This is a genomic window from Streptomyces sp. SID10853, from assembly GCF_010548145.1.
Taxonomy (GTDB): domain Bacteria; phylum Actinomycetota; class Actinomycetes; order Streptomycetales; family Streptomycetaceae; genus Streptomyces.
This window is the reverse complement of the sequence record NZ_JAAGLN010000197.1, coordinates 1-13311: the sequence shown is the minus strand read 5'-3', so window position 1 is coordinate 13311 and position 13311 is coordinate 1. Positions and strand designations below refer to the sequence as shown.

Genomic DNA, 13311 nt, shown 5'->3' with positions numbered 1-13311 from the left:
CTCGAGTACGAGCGGTTCGAGGCCAGGGACGGTGCGGCCGTCCTGGAGGCCCTGGTGCGGGCCGCGGCGGACGGCGCCGCCCGCCGCGCCGAACCCAGGACCCGCGACCTGGTCCACCGCGCGGGACTGCTGCTGGTCCGTACACCCGACGGGGCGGCCGCGCTCGACCGGCTGCTGGCCGAACTGTCCACGCGGTCACCCGTCTTCGCGGGACAGCTCGCCGACTGGCTGGCCCGCGCACCCCAGGAGTGGGCCGTCATCGTCGGCCCGCAGACCCGTCTCGCGGCCGGGGAGCCCGCGGCCCCGATGCCGATGCACGCCGCGAGCGCCGGACATGGCAGTCTTAGACCTGCGTAACTGGCAGGGCATTGATCATGTACACGGGTTCGGGCGAGGAGCGGTCTCAGTGCAGCGCTGGCGTGGCTTGGAGGACATTCCCCAGGACTGGGGACGCAGCGTCGTCACCATCGGCTCCTACGACGGGGTGCACCGCGGCCATCAGCTGATCATCGGGCGGGCCGTGCGGCGCGCGCGTGAGCTGGGCGTTCCCGCCGTGGTCGTCACCTTCGACCCGCATCCCAGCGAGGTCGTGCGGCCCGGCAGCCACCCGCCGCTGCTCGCCCCGCACCACCGGCGTGCCGAGCTGATGGCGGAGCTGGGTGTGGACGCGCAGCTGATCCTCCCCTTCACGACCGAGTTCTCGAAGCTGTCGCCCGCCGACTTCATCGTGAAGGTCCTGGTCGACAAATTGCACGCGCGCGCCGTGATCGAGGGCCCCAACTTCCGCTTCGGCCACAAGGCGGCCGGAAATGTCGGCTTCCTCGCCGAGCTGGGCTCGACGTACGACTACGAGGTCGACATCGTCGATCTCTCGGTGAGCGGGGAGGCGGGCGGCGGCGAGCCGTTCTCGTCCACCCTCACCCGCCGGCTGGTCGCCGAGGGCGACATGACCGGCGCCGCCGAGATCCTGGGCCGCCCGCACCGTGTCGAGGGCGTGGTGGTCCGCGGCGCACAGCGCGGCCGTGAGCTGGGCTTCCCCACGGCGAACGTCGAGACGCTTCCGCACACCGCGATCCCGGTGGACGGGGTGTACGCGGGGTGGCTGACCGCCGACGGCGAACGGATGCCCGCGGCGATCTCAGTGGGCAGCAACCCCCAGTTCGACGGCAGCGAGCGCACCGTCGAGGCGTACGCCATCGACCGCGTCGGCCTCGACCTGTACGGCATGCATGTCGCCGTCGACTTCCTCGCCTACGTACGCGGCATGGAGAAGTTCGACTCGATCGACGCGCTCCTGGTGGCCATGGCGGACGACGTGAAGCGCTGCCGGGCACTCGTCGAGGCGTACGAGTCGCACTGACGGCGTACCGCGCCGGCCCGCCGGGACGCGTACTCAGCCGCGGCCGTCGCGCTCGGCGGGCTCAGCAGCCGGCCGGCCCGGTCGGCGGGCCGCCCATCGGTCCGGGAGACCTGGCGCGTCAACCGGCTGATCTGGTCGTCGGCGCCGCGCCGGTACGTCTACCTCGCGCTCTGGGTGCCCAACGGGCTGATCGTCGGCTGCGAGTCGGTCCTCGTGCCGTACGCACCCGGGCACGCGGGGCTGCTGCTCGCGGTCGCCGCGTTCGGGATGCTGGCCGGGGATGTGACGGTCGGCCGGATCGTGCCCCCGCGGTGGCGGGCCCGGCTCGCCCTGCCGCTGCTGCTCCTGCTCGCCGCGCCCTATCTGGTCTTCGCGGCCGGCCGGGGCTGCCGCTCGCGGTGACCGCCGTCGGGGCCGCCTCGGTCGGATACGCGGCGAGCCTGGTCCTGATGGAGCGTCTGGTGGAGCTGACCCCGCACGACATCCAGGGCCAGTCGCTCGGGCTGCACACCTCGGGGATGCTCACCCTCCAGGGGGCGGGCGCCGCCCTGGCGGGCGCGGTGGCCCAGCACACGTCGGCGGCGACGGCCATGGCAGTGATGGCCGCGCTGTCTGTCGCCGTGTCCCTGGCCCTGACACCGGGGTTGCGGACGCGGGCGCCGGCGCCCGCGGTGCCTGTTCCCCGACCCGTCATCTGTCGGCCGGTGGGGCCGCAGCGGGCAGTTCCACCATGATGCGGAGCCCGCCGGCGTCGCGCGGGGTGAGGGTGAGCGTCCCGTCGTGCGCCTGGGTGATGGTTCTGACGATCGCCAGGCCGAGGCCGACACCGGCATGGTCGGTGTGGGTGCGCTCGGTGCCGCGCTGGAAGGGTTCGGTGAGTGTCGAGGCCAGCTGGGGGGTGAGCTTCTCGCCGGTGTTCTCGACGGTGAGTACCACCGTCGAGGGCCGGATGCCGGTATGGACCCACACGGCACCCCGTCCGGGCAGGTTGTGGACGATTGCGTTGTGCACGAGGTTCGTGGTCAGCTGAAGCAGCAGCGCCTGCGACCCCCTCGCGAGGGCGGTGTCGCCGCCGACCTCGATGGTGACGCCACTCCTCTCCGCGAGGGGGAGGAGCGTTTCGGTGGCTTCTTCCGCCAGGAGGGACAGGTCGACGCGTTCACGGGTGAAGGTCCGCTGCTCGGCGCGGCTGAGCAGGAGCAGCGCCTCGGTCAGGGCGATCGCCCGGGTGTTGACGGTGTGGAGACGGTCGATGACTTCGCGGGTGTCGTGGTCCGGGTCGGTGCGGGCCACATCGAGAATCGCCTTCGAGACGGCCAGCGGGGTGCGCAGTTCGTGTGAGGCGTTGGCCGCGAATCTCTGCTGTTCGGCGACGTGTGCTTCCAGCCGTTCGAGCATGGTGTCGAAGGCGTCGGCGAGTTCGCGGAACTCGTCCTCGCGGCCCGGCAGCCGGATCCGGTGAGAGAGCGATCCGGTCGAAGCCAGGCGGGCGGCGCCGGTGATGCGGGTCAGCGGGGCGAGCATCCGTCCGGCGAGCATCCACCCTCCGACGAGCCCGAGCACCAGCAGGAACACCAGCACCGCGGCCGCCCGCGGGGCGAAAATGTGCAGGAGGCTGGACCGGACGGGGAAGACACCAGGAGTGGTGCCAGTGGAGCCGGGGACGATGAACGCACGGTCGGGCACGTAACGCAGGAGGAAAACCCAGACCGCAGCGAGCAGCAGTACCCCCGCCAGCATGAGGAACCCGGCGTAGCTGAGGGTGAGTTTGAGGCGCACACTCACCCCGGCTGCCCTATCCACGGTCCGCTCGCTCGCGGCCGGTGTCCTGCTGGGTGCCGATGCGGTAGCCGACGCCCGGCACGGTGGCGATGATCCAGGGTTCGCCGAGCCGTTTGCGCAGCGCCGAGACGGTGATGCGTACGGCGTTGGTGAACGGGTCGGCGTTCTCGTCCCACGCGCGTTCCAGGAGTTCTTCGGCGCTGACGACACCGCCCTCGGCCGCGACGAGGACTTCGAGCACCGCGAACTGCTTCCTCGTCAGCGCGACATAGCGGCCGTCCCGGTAGACCTCCCTGCGGAACGGGTCGAGCCGCAGACCCGCGACCTCCCGCACGGGCGGCCTGTTGTGGGCACGTCTGCGGTCGAGCGCTCTGAGCCTGACCACGAGCTCCTGGAGCGCGAAGGGTTTCGTGAGGTAGTCGTCGGCGCCGAGCTCGAATCCGGAGACCTTGTCGTCGAGGCGGTCGGCCGCGGTGAGCATGAGGATCGGGATGCCGCTGCCGGAGGCCACGATGTGTCCGGCGATCTCGTCACCGGAGGGGCCGGGAATGTCGCGGTCGAGGACGGCGATGTCGTACGTGTTGACGCTCAGCAGTTCCAGCGCGGTACCGCCGTCACCCGCGATGTCGGCCGCGATCGCCGCCAGGCGCAGGCCGTCACGGATGGCCTCCGCCAGATAGGGCTCGTCCTCCACGATCAGCACACGCATGCCGCCGATGCTACGAGCCGGCCCATATCGTCGGCATATCGAAAAGCACATACGGGCGGGTAACACCAGGGCGAATTGACTGGCCGCATGCTCCGATCCCACCAGCAGTGCGAACAACCACCCGCGGGATTCCCCGGCTCCCCCCAGCCGCCCGGACACAGCTCCGGGACCCGGCCCACGGGTATCCGCCGGGCGGTACGCGCCGCCTTCCGTCCGGGGCTCTGGAGGCGCGGTCCGGTGCTCACGGTGCTGGCACTGCTGCTCGGCCTGCTGATGCTTGGGCACGCGAAGATCCCGAACCGGATCGGGAACCTCGGCAGCCTGGTGGAGACCTTCCTGCCGTGGTTCGGCCTGTTCATCCCGGTGCTGCTGGCCGGGGCGGTGTGGCGCCGCTCCGCCTCCGCGGTGGTCGCGCTGCTGCTGCCGGTTCTGGTCTGGCTGAGCCTCTTCGGCGGGCTGCTCGGCGACAAGGCCCACCGGGGCGGCGACCTGACCGTGGTGAGCCAGAACGTCGACGCCGACAACCCCGACCCGGCCCGCACCACCCGCGACCTGGCCGCATCGGGCGCGGACGTGCTGGCCCTGGTCGAGCTGACCCCGCAGGCCATGGGCACATACGAGAAGGACCTGGCGAAGGCGTACCCGTACCGCACGGTGCAGGGAACGGTCGGGCTGTGGAGCAAGCTGCCGCTGTCGGACACCCGGCCGATCGACATCGTGAACTACGGGCCGCTTGCGGACACCGAACCGGCCGCCGAGAAGATAGCCTCGAACCGGGCGCTGCGCACCACGGTGGCCACGGAACACGGGCCGCTGACGGTGTACGTGGCCCACCTGGGGTCCGTACGCGTGAATCCCAGGGCCGGCTTCTGGACGGCCTCGCGGAACAAGGGCGGGCAGGCGCTCGGCAGGGCGGTCGCCGCCGGTCCCGGTGGGCGGACGGTGCTGCTCGGCGACCTGAACGGCACCATGGACGACCGCGCGTTCAGCGGCATCACCGCACAGCTGCACTCGGCCCAGGAGGTGGCCGGGGACGGCTTCGGCTTCACCTGGCCGACGAAGTTCCCGGTGGCGCGGATCGACCAGATCCTGGTCCGCGGTGTGCGGCCGGAGAGCTCGTGGGTACTGCCCGCCAACGGCAGCGACCACCTGCCGGTTGCGGCCGGGATCAAATGGTGACCACGTGCCGGTAGCGGCCGGGATCAGCTGGTGAACACCTCGGCACCCTGCTGGGGCGGCCTGCGGCGATCCCCCGGAAACACCGCCCGGCCGCACCACCTCAGGACGCCGGTACCGGTCCCGCCGTCTTCATCGCCGCCGCCCAGTGGCACGCCACCGCGTCATCCCCGCCTCCCGCCAGCACCGGAAGATCCTGCGTACGGCAGGCGTCGGCCACCCCCGCACGCTCCGCCTCACCCGAGGCCAGGATCTGGCAGCGGGCATGGAAGCGGCACCCCGGCGGGACCCTGGACGGGTCCGGCGGCTCGCCCGTGAGCACCACCGGTTCCGTCGGGGCGTCCGGCATCACCGACAGCAGCGCCTGGGTGTACGGGTGCTGGGGCGCCGTGAGGATCCGGTCCACGTCGCCCGTCTCCACGATCCGGCCGAGATACATCACCGCCACCCGGTCCGCGATGTTCCACGCCAGCCCCAGGTCATGGGTGACGACCAGCGCCGAGAGGCCCAGCTCGTCCCGCAGCCGCAGCAGCAGGGCGAGGATCTCACCGCGCACCGAGGCGTCCAGCGAGGCCACCGGTTCGTCCGCCACGATGAGTTCGGGTTCGAGCACCAGCGCCCCCGCGATCACCACCCGCTGACGCTGACCGCCCGACAGCTCGTGCGGATACTTCAGGAAGAACCGCTCGGGGGGCCGCAGCCCCGCCCGGGAGAGCGCCTCGGACACGGCGGCCCGCTCGTCGCCCGTGTACCCGTGGATCCGCAGGCCCTCCGCCACCGCCTCGTACACGGTGTGCCGCGGGTTCAGCGAACCGCTCGGGTCCTGGAGCACCAGCTGGACGCGCTTGCGGTACGCCTTGAGGGCACGGGCCGAGAGGTCCAGCGGCTCGCCCCCGAAGGTGACCTGCCCTGACGTCGGCCGTACGAGTCCGAGGAGGGTGCGGGCGAGCGTCGTCTTGCCGCACCCGGACTCGCCGACCAGGGCCACGATCTCACCGGGCCCGATGTCGAGGTCCACCCCGTCGACGGCGCGCGCCGGGGAGGCCCCGCGCCTGCCGGGGAAGGCGACCTCCAGCGCCGTGGTGCTGAGCAGGGGAGGGGGGGTGGTCATGAGGTGCTCCTTGCTTCCTCGGCACCGGGCTCGGCGGCCGGACCGGCACCGGCACTCGGCGCCGCCACCGCGCCGGCGCCCGGCTCCACGAGCAGACAGGCCGCCTGACGCCCAGGACCGGCGTCCCGCAGCTCCTGCTCGCTGGTCGCGCACTCGTCCAGGGCCACCGGGCAGCGCGGATGGAACGTACAGCCCGACGGCAGCGCGGCCGGATCGGGCGGGTCACCGGGCAGCCCGCGCGGGGCACGCCGGGAAGCGGGGTCGCCGATGCGCGGGAAGGCCCCGGACAGCGCGGTGCTGTACGGGTGGGCCGCACCGGTGAAGACCTGCTGGGCCGGGCCCTCCTCGACGACCCGGCCCGCGTACATCACGGCCAGCCGGTCGCAGGTGTCGGCCAGCACCGCCAGGTCGTGGCTGATCATCAGCAGGCTGATGTCCTGGTCCGCGACCAGCCGCTCGATCAGCCGCAGGATCTGGGCCTGGATCATCACATCGAGCGCGGTGGTCGGCTCGTCGGCGACGATGACCTGCGGGTCGCAGGCCAGCGCCATCGCGATCATCACCCGCTGCCGCTGCCCGCCGGAGAGCTCGTGCGGATAGGCGTCGGCCCGCGCCGCGGGCAGCCCGACCTGCTCCAGCAGGTCGCGGGCCCGCCCGCGCGCGGCGGCCGGGGTCGCCTGGTGGTGGACGAGCAGCGGCTCCGCGATCTGGTCGCCGATCCGGTGCACCGCGTTGAGGGAGTGCATCGCGCCCTGGAAGACGATCGAGGCGCCCGCCCAGCGGACGGCCCGCAGCCGCCCCCACTTCATGGTGAGGACGTCCTCGCCGTCGAGCAGGATCTCGCCGCTCAGCTTCGCCGAAGCGGGCAGCAGCCGCAGCAGCGCGAGGGCAAGCGTCGACTTCCCGCACCCCGACTCACCGGCGATCCCGAGCTTCTGCCCGGCCCCGACGGTCAGGTCCACCCCGCGCACGGCGGGCACGGCGGCGGCCCCCGACCCGTAGGTCACGTGCAGGTCCTTGATTTCGAGGAGGCTCAACGTCCCACCCCCAGCTTCGGGTTGAGCACGGCCTCCACGGCACGGCCGCAGAGGGTGAAGGCGAGCGCGACGAGCGCGATGGCGATCCCGGGCGGCGCCAGATACCACCAGTGCCCCGAGGAGACCGCGCCCGCCTCCCGGGCGTCCTGGAGCATGCCGCCCCAGGAGATCAGCGTCGGGTCACCGAGGCCGAGGAAGGCCAGGGTCGCCTCGGTGAGGATCGCGTCGGAGATGCCCAGCGTCGTCTGGGTGAGCACCAGCGGCACCACATTGGGCAGCACGTGCCGGGTCATCACATGGCCGTGGCCGCCCCCGAGCGCCCTGGCGCGCTCGATGTACGGACGGGACTCCACGGCGATGGTCTGTGCCCGCACCAGCCGGGCCGTGGTCGGCCAGGAGGTGACACCGATCGCCAGGATCACCGTCCAGAGCGAGTGGTCGAGCACCGTCGCGAGCACGATCGCCAGCACCAGGGTCGGCATCACCAGGAACCAGTCGGTGATCCGCATCAGTACCGTCGCGAACCAGCCGCCGAAGTGCCCGGCGATGATCCCGACCAGGGTGCCGATGGCCACCGAGAGCGCGGCGGCCAGCAGCCCCACCGTGAGCGAGATCCGGGCGCCCCAGACCAGCAGCCCGAGCAGCGAACGCCCGAACTGGTCGGTCCCGAGCGGGAACTCGCCGCTGGGCGCCTCCAGCGGTGAGCCGGGCGCCTTGGTCACGCTCTGCACGTCACTGCCGACGAGCAGCGGCGCGGCCAGCGCGATCACCGCGATGAGGACGAGCCCGGCAAGCCCGAAGACCCCGGCCCGGTGGGTGCGGTACTGCTGCCAGAAGCGGCCCAGGGACTCGCGCTGCCTGGCCCGGGCGAGCGAGCCCGCCGTCGGTTGTGCGGTCGTCATCGGCCCACCCTGGGATCGAGCAGCGGATAGAGCAGATCGGCGAGGAGGTTCGTGAGGATCATCGCGCCCGCGAAGACCACGAACAGTCCCTGCACCAGCGGAAGGTCCGGCACGCTCAGCGCCGAGTAGAAGAGACCGCCGACGCCGGGCCAGGAGAACACCGTCTCGACCAGGATCGAACCGGCCGCCACCCGGCCGAAGTTGATGAAGATCATGGTCATGGTCGGCAGCATGGCGTTGGGCACGGCGTGCCGACGGCGCACGAGGACGTCGCGCAGCCCCTTGGCCCGGGCCGTCGTCAGATAGTCGCTGCCCATCTCGTCCAGCAGCGAGGAGCGCATCACCAGCAGGGTCTGCGCGTACCCCACCGCGACGAGGGTGATGACGGGCAGCACCAGGTGGTGCGCCACATCGGTGACGTATGCGAAGCCCGTCAGGCCGCCGGACTCCATGCCGCCGGTCGGGAACATCCCCGGGATCGGGCCGATGCCCACCGCGAAGACGATGATCAGCAGCAGCCCGAGCCAGAAGGCGGGCACCGACCACAGGGTCAGCGCCACCCCGGTCGAGATCCGGTCACCGAGCCTGCCGTGTCCCCACGCGGAGCGGGTGCCGAGCCACAGGCCGAGCGCGGAGTAGATCACCACGGCGACACCGGTGAGCAGCAGCGTCGCGGGCAGCTTCTGCGCGATCAGCTGGCCGACGGGGGCGTGGAACTGGTACGAGGTGCCCAGGTCGCCGCTGAGCGCCTTGGTGCAGTACTGGGTGAACTGCTGCCAGACCGGCAGATCGAGCCCCAGCTGCTTGCGCAGGGCGAGCAGCTGCTGATGGGTGACCGGATGACCGTGCGTCATGGTGCGGACCGGGTCGCCCGGGATGATCCGGAACAGGAAGAAACTGGTGACGAGGACGGCGACCAGCGAGACGGCGGCGCCGCCCAGCTTGCCCGCCACATACAGCAGATACGCGGTCGCGTTGCGGGTGCGGGGGCCGGACGGCCCGGTCTTGACCTGGACCGGGCCGTCGGCCGCACCCTCCGCGAGCGAAGTGGTGCCGGCAGCGCTCATGGGTTATTCACGGTCTTCCGCGGTGGAACGGCGGCGCAGGGCGACGAAGCCTCCGAGCCCGATGACGATGACAGCCGCCACGATGCCGATGACGAGCCCCGTCGAGGAACCCGACGACTTCGAGGCGCTGTGGTCGGCGGGGACCGCCGACCAGAAGCTCCAGTAGCCGTCCTGGCCCCAGATGTTGCCCGCCGCCAGGGGCATCGTGTCGATGGACTTGATCTGGTCGGTACGGTACGCCTCGACTGCGTTCGGATAGGCCATGACATTCATGTACCCGGTGTCGTACAGCCGCGATTCCATCTGCTTCACCAGACCGGCGCGCTTGGCCGGGTTGTACTCGGCGGCCTGCTGGGCGTAGAGGCTGTCGAACTTCTTGTCGCAGATGAAGTTGTCGGTGGACCCGGTGCCCTTGGGCGTGTCGGGCAGCGCGGCGCAGGTGTGGATGGACAGGACGTAGTCCGGGTCGGGATTGACCGAGTATCCGTCGAACGCCAGGTCGTACTGACCGGCCAGCCAGGGGTCGGAGACGTTGTCGAGGCAGCTCATCCTGAGCCCGATGCCGAGCTTGCCCCACCACTCCTGCATGTACTGGCCGATGGCCTTGTCGTTCGGGTCGGTCGCATGGCACAGCAGCCGGAAGGTGAGCGGCTTGCCGTCCTTGCCGACGCGCTTGCCGTCACCGTTCTTCTTGTAGCCCGCCTGGTCCAGCAGGGCCGCCGCCCTGGCCGGGTCGTAGGAGATCTTCTGGCTCGCCGACGGCTTCCAGAAGTAGCTGGAGAAGCGTGGCGGGATATAGCCGGCGCCCTCGACGGCGTGTCCCTGGAAGACCTTGTCGATGATGGTCTTGGTGTCGGTCGCGGCGAACAGTGCCTTGCGGACCCGGGGGTCCAGCAGGGCCGGGTTGCCGTCGCCGATCTTCTTGCCGTTCTTGGCCTTGGCGCCCGGGTTGGTGGCGAGTGCGTAGAAACGCCGGCCGGGGGCGTCGTTGACCTTGATGTTCTTCTCGGTCTTCAGGGCCGCGGCCTGGGCCGGGGTGAGGCCCTGGACGAAGGAGACCTCACCCTTCTGCAGGGCGGCGACGGCCGCGTCGTTGTCCTTGTAGTACTTGAAGTCCAGCTCGTCGAACTTGGGCGCGCCGCGCCAGAACGTCTTGTTCGGCTTGAACTTCAGATACTGGTCGACCTTGTAGTCGGTGAGGATGAACGGCCCGTCACCGACGACCGGGAACTGCTTGTCGTTGTTGAACTTCGAGAAGTCCCCGACCTTCTCCCAGATGTGCTTCGGCACGATCGGCACATCGAGTGCGGTCATGGTGGCCTGAGGCTTCTTCAGCTGCACGACCAGCGTCCGTGCGTCGGGGGCCGTGACCTTCTTGAAGTTCGCTGTGAAGCTGCCGTTGGCGGTGGCGGCCGCGCTGTCCGTCATCATCTTGTTGAACGTCCAGGCCGCGTCGTCGGCGGTGACCTGCTGACCGTCCGACCACGTGGCGTTCTTCCGGATGGTGAAGGTCCAGGTGAGCTTCGATGACGACGACTTCCAGGAGCTGGCGAGGCCCGGGATGGTGTGGCCGTCCTTGACGTCGTAATTGGTCAGGTACTCGTACATGAGCCGCAGCGCGGTGGTGGACACCAGGCGCGTGGTGAGGAACGGGCTCAGCGAGTCGACGCTCTGGTTGACCGCGACGGTGAGGACCTTCTTGCCACCGGAGCCTGAGCCGGCGTCAGAGGCGGAGTCCGCGGGGGCTTCGGCGGGGGTTACGGCCGTGGTGGCGCGGGCCTGTTGGGGGACCGGATTCAGCGGGGTCGCGGCGGCGGCCGTCAGGGCGAAGGCGGTCGCACCGGTGGCCAGGAGCAGACGGAAACGGGAACGATGCCGGATGGGGCCGGTCGGAACTCTTCTGTCCATGGGCGTTGACCTCGCGTCAGGTGAATCATGGAGTCGCCAGCTGGTGAAGCGAAGGTTTATCAGCGCTGGTTTAGACATGTCAACGGTCGTCAAGACCGTGCCTGGTCTGCACAAATGTCTGAAGGCCCGCACCGTTCACACGGTGCGGGCCTTCAGTGGTCTATACCCTTATCGCCTTACTGCTGAGGGGGCGGCGGCGCCTGCGGGGGCTGCTGCTGAGGCCATCCGGCCGGCGGGACCGGCCCCTGCGGCTCCGGCTGACCGGGCTGACCTGGGTGTCCCTGCGGCTGGGGCGGGGACTGCGGCTGCCCCGGCTGGGCGGGCTGCTGCTGCCAGGGCTGTCCCTGCGGAGGCGGAGAGCCGGGCTGCCCCGGGTGCGCGGGCTGTCCCTGCCCCTGCTGCCCCTGGTGTGGGGGCTGCTGCTGCCACCCCTGTTGCTGCGGCGGATAGGGCTGCTGACCGGGCTGACCGGGCTGACCGGGCTGTCCCTGCGGGGGCTGCTGGCCACCGTAGGGCTGCTGTGGTCCTTGCGGTCCCTGAGGCCCTTGCGGTGCCTGCGGTGCGTACGGCTGCTGCTGCCCGCCGGGCATCGGCGGGGGCATGTGGGGCGGGGTGCCCTGGCCATTGCCGGTCCACAACCCCTGTGCCTGCTGGGCGCGTTGGAAGTCCTCGGCGACCAGTGCGGAGAGGTTGAAGTACGCCTCACGGGTCTTCGGCCGCATCATGTCCAGGTCGACCTCGGCGCCCGCCGACAGATGCTCGTCGAACGGCACCACGACGACCGCCCGGCAGCGGGTCTCGAAGTGCTGCACGATGTCGTCGACCTTGATCATCTTGCCGGTCTCGCGGACCCCGGAGATCACCGTGAGCGACCGCGCGACCAGCTCCGAATAGCCGTGCGCCGAGAGCCAGTCGAGCGTCGTGCTCGCGCTGGACGCGCCGTCGACGGACGGGGTGGAGACAATGATCAGCTGGTCGGCGAGGTCGAGCACGCCCCGCATGGCGCTGTAGAGCAGCCCCGTGCCGGAGTCGGTGAGGATGACCGGGTACTGCTTGCCCAGGACGTCGATCGCCCGGCGGTAGTCCTCGTCGTTGAACGTGGTGGAGACGGCGGGGTCCACGTCGTTGGCGATGATCTCCAGACCGGAGGGCGCCTGCGAGGTGAACCGGCGGATGTCCATGTACGAGTTGAGGTACGGGATCGCCTGGACCAGGTCACGGATGGTGGCCCCGGTCTCCCGCCGTACCCGCCTGCCGAGCGTCCCCGCGTCCGGGTTGGCGTCGATCGCCAGGATCTTGTCCTGCCGTTCGGTCGCGAGTGTGGCGCCCAGCGCGGTCGTCGTCGTGGTCTTGCCGACACCGCCCTTGAGGCTGATGACGGCGATCCGGTAGCAGGAGAGGACCGGCGTCCTGATGAGGTCGAGCTTGCGCTGCCGCTCGGCCTCCTCCTTCTTGCCGCCGATCTTGAAGCGCGAGGCACCGGCCGGGCCGCTGCGGCTGCTCTTCGTCTTCTGCTTGTTGCGGATCAGCCGGTCGGACGACAGCTCGACGGCCGCCGTGTACCCCAGCGGCGCACCGGGAACGGAACGCTCCCGCTGGTCATGGGCGACGGGCTGCGGCCAACTGGCCCCGCTGCGGGGATCGACGGGGGCGGCGGGGGCAGCGGGCTGCTGCGCCTGCTGCTGCCCTTGCTGTCCCTGCCCGGGGCCCTGGGCCTGCGGGTCCTGCGGCGCGGGCACGCCCGGTGCAGGAGCCCCCGGCTGCGGGAATCCGTAGCCGGAACCCGGGTGCTGCGGCTGCGGGGTCTGTCCCTGCGGCGCAGGCTGCTGCTGGGGCTGGCCCGCCTGGGGAGCCTGGGGCGGCTGAGGAGCGGGCGGCTGGGGGGCGGGCTGCGGGAATCCGTACCCTGCCTGTCCCTGCGGCGCTCCTTGCTGCTGCGGGAAGCCATAACCGCTCTGCGGCGGCTGAGGAGCCTGCGGCGGCAGCGGCTGCTGCGCGGACTCCACCCGCCGGGGCTGCTGCGGAAACCCGTACCCGGCCTGCGGCTGCTGAGGCTGCTGAGGCTGCTGAGGTGCGGACTGGTCGGGAGCAGGGGCCGAGGCGGGCTGCGGGAACCCGTAACCGGCCTGGGACTGCTGAGGCAGGTGCGGGGCGGGCTGGTCGGGCGCCGGCGGCGGGAATCCGTACCCGGCCTGCGGCTGCGGCGGCTGTTCTGCCCGGGGGGCCGGCGGCTGGGGGGCGGGCTGTGGGAACCCGTAG

The 13311-nt window shown here is 71.0% G+C and carries 11 protein-coding genes and 1 pseudogene; 4 read left to right on the top strand and 8 right to left on the bottom strand.

The genetic code is table 11. The features are described from left to right. The 3 genes and pseudogenes from G3I19_RS27855 to G3I19_RS37740 all read left to right on the top strand — a co-directional run. Positions 1-357: hypothetical protein (locus G3I19_RS27855; protein ID WP_164266474.1), on the top strand; the 357-nt coding region annotated here is incomplete at its 5' end. A gap of 49 nt (positions 358-406) precedes the next feature. Next, positions 407-1360 carry a bifunctional riboflavin kinase/FAD synthetase gene (locus tag G3I19_RS27850; RefSeq protein WP_164266473.1) on the top strand — a complete coding sequence of 318 codons (954 nt, stop codon included), beginning with the start codon at positions 407-409 and terminating at the stop codon, positions 1358-1360. Between the two features lie 36 nt (positions 1361-1396). Continuing rightward, a pseudogene (locus G3I19_RS37740) lies at positions 1397-2094 on the top strand (MFS transporter); the annotation flags it as partial. On the opposite strand, the gene G3I19_RS27840 reads toward G3I19_RS37740, so the two are convergent. Together G3I19_RS27840 and G3I19_RS27835 are read right to left on the bottom strand one after the other, a co-directional pair. Next, positions 2051-3145: a HAMP domain-containing sensor histidine kinase gene (locus G3I19_RS27840; protein WP_343235228.1), complete on the bottom strand. Its 1095-nt coding sequence runs from the start codon at positions 3143-3145 to the stop codon at positions 2051-2053. The pseudogene G3I19_RS37740 and the gene G3I19_RS27840 overlap by 44 nt on opposite strands. A gap of 10 nt (positions 3146-3155) precedes the next feature. Then, positions 3156-3851, bottom strand: coding sequence for a response regulator transcription factor (locus tag G3I19_RS27835; protein WP_164266472.1), 696 nt, complete (start codon positions 3849-3851; stop codon positions 3156-3158). A gap of 183 nt (positions 3852-4034) precedes the next feature. Here G3I19_RS27835 and G3I19_RS27830 point away from each other — a divergent pair, with 183 nt between their 5' ends. Continuing rightward, positions 4035-5030: an endonuclease/exonuclease/phosphatase family protein gene (locus G3I19_RS27830; RefSeq protein ID WP_343235229.1), complete on the top strand. Its 996-nt coding sequence runs from the start codon at positions 4035-4037 to the stop codon at positions 5028-5030. A gap of 100 nt (positions 5031-5130) precedes the next feature. Here G3I19_RS27830 and G3I19_RS27825 read toward each other — a convergent pair whose 3' ends face one another. The 6 genes from G3I19_RS27825 to G3I19_RS27800 form a co-directional block, all read right to left on the bottom strand. Next, positions 5131-6138, bottom strand: a complete 1008-nt coding sequence (locus tag G3I19_RS27825) for an ABC transporter ATP-binding protein (protein WP_164266470.1) — start codon at positions 6136-6138, stop codon at positions 5131-5133. Beyond that, positions 6135-7175 (bottom strand): ABC transporter ATP-binding protein, encoded by a 1041-nt coding sequence (locus G3I19_RS27820; protein WP_203600408.1) that lies wholly within the window; start codon positions 7173-7175, stop codon positions 6135-6137. Before G3I19_RS27820 ends, G3I19_RS27825 begins: the two co-directional genes overlap by 4 nt. After that, on the bottom strand, positions 7172-8077 hold the full coding sequence (locus tag G3I19_RS27815) for an ABC transporter permease (protein WP_164266469.1): 906 nt from the start codon (positions 8075-8077) through the stop codon (positions 7172-7174). The genes G3I19_RS27820 and G3I19_RS27815 overlap by 4 nt, the downstream gene beginning before the upstream one ends. After that, positions 8074-9144 carry an ABC transporter permease gene (locus G3I19_RS27810; RefSeq protein WP_164266468.1) on the bottom strand — a complete coding sequence of 357 codons (1071 nt, stop codon included), beginning with the start codon at positions 9142-9144 and terminating at the stop codon, positions 8074-8076. Before G3I19_RS27810 ends, G3I19_RS27815 begins: the two co-directional genes overlap by 4 nt. A 3-nt stretch (positions 9145-9147) precedes the next feature. Then, a complete protein-coding gene (locus tag G3I19_RS27805) occupies positions 9148-11052 on the bottom strand; it encodes an ABC transporter substrate-binding protein (protein WP_164266467.1) in 1905 nt (634 codons plus the stop codon). A gap of 176 nt (positions 11053-11228) precedes the next feature. Beyond that, a partial coding sequence (locus G3I19_RS27800) for a MinD/ParA family protein (protein WP_164266466.1) occupies positions 11229-13311 on the bottom strand: 2083 nt, incomplete at its 5' end.